Genomic DNA, 425 nt, shown 5'->3' on the forward strand with positions numbered 1-425 from the left:
GTGTCGGTGATGTCCTCGCCGTTGACGCTCACCAGGATGTCGCCCGGCTTGATGCCGGCCTTGTCGGCCGGGCCGCCCTGCAGCACGCCCGCGACGATCGCGCCCGATTTCTGCTGGAGCCCGAACGACTCGGCGATCTCCGGCGTGACGTCCTGCGGCTCGACGCCGATCCAGCCGCGCGTGACCGAGCCCGTCGTGATGATGCTTTCGAGCACCGTGCGCGCGGTCGAAACCGGAATCGCGAAACCGATGCCGAGCGAGCCGCCGGAGCGCGAGTAGATCGCCGTGTTGATGCCGAGCAGGTTGCCGTTCACGTCGACCAGCGCGCCGCCGGAGTTGCCGGGGTTGATCGGCGCGTCGGTCTGGATGAAGTTCTCGAACGTGTTGATGCCGAGGTGGTTGCGGCCGAGCGCGCTGATGATCCC

Annotated in this window: 1 protein-coding gene; it reads right to left on the bottom strand. The window is 68.0% G+C overall.

The features are described 5' to 3' along the window. Positions 1–425 (bottom strand): S1C family serine protease (locus M3202_RS22110; protein ID WP_251225354.1); only part of this gene is annotated, 425 nt, incomplete at both ends.

This window comes from Halalkalibacter oceani (assembly GCF_023715605.1).
Taxonomy (GTDB): Bacteria; Bacillota; Bacilli; order Bacillales; family Bacillaceae_D; genus Halalkalibacter; species Halalkalibacter oceani.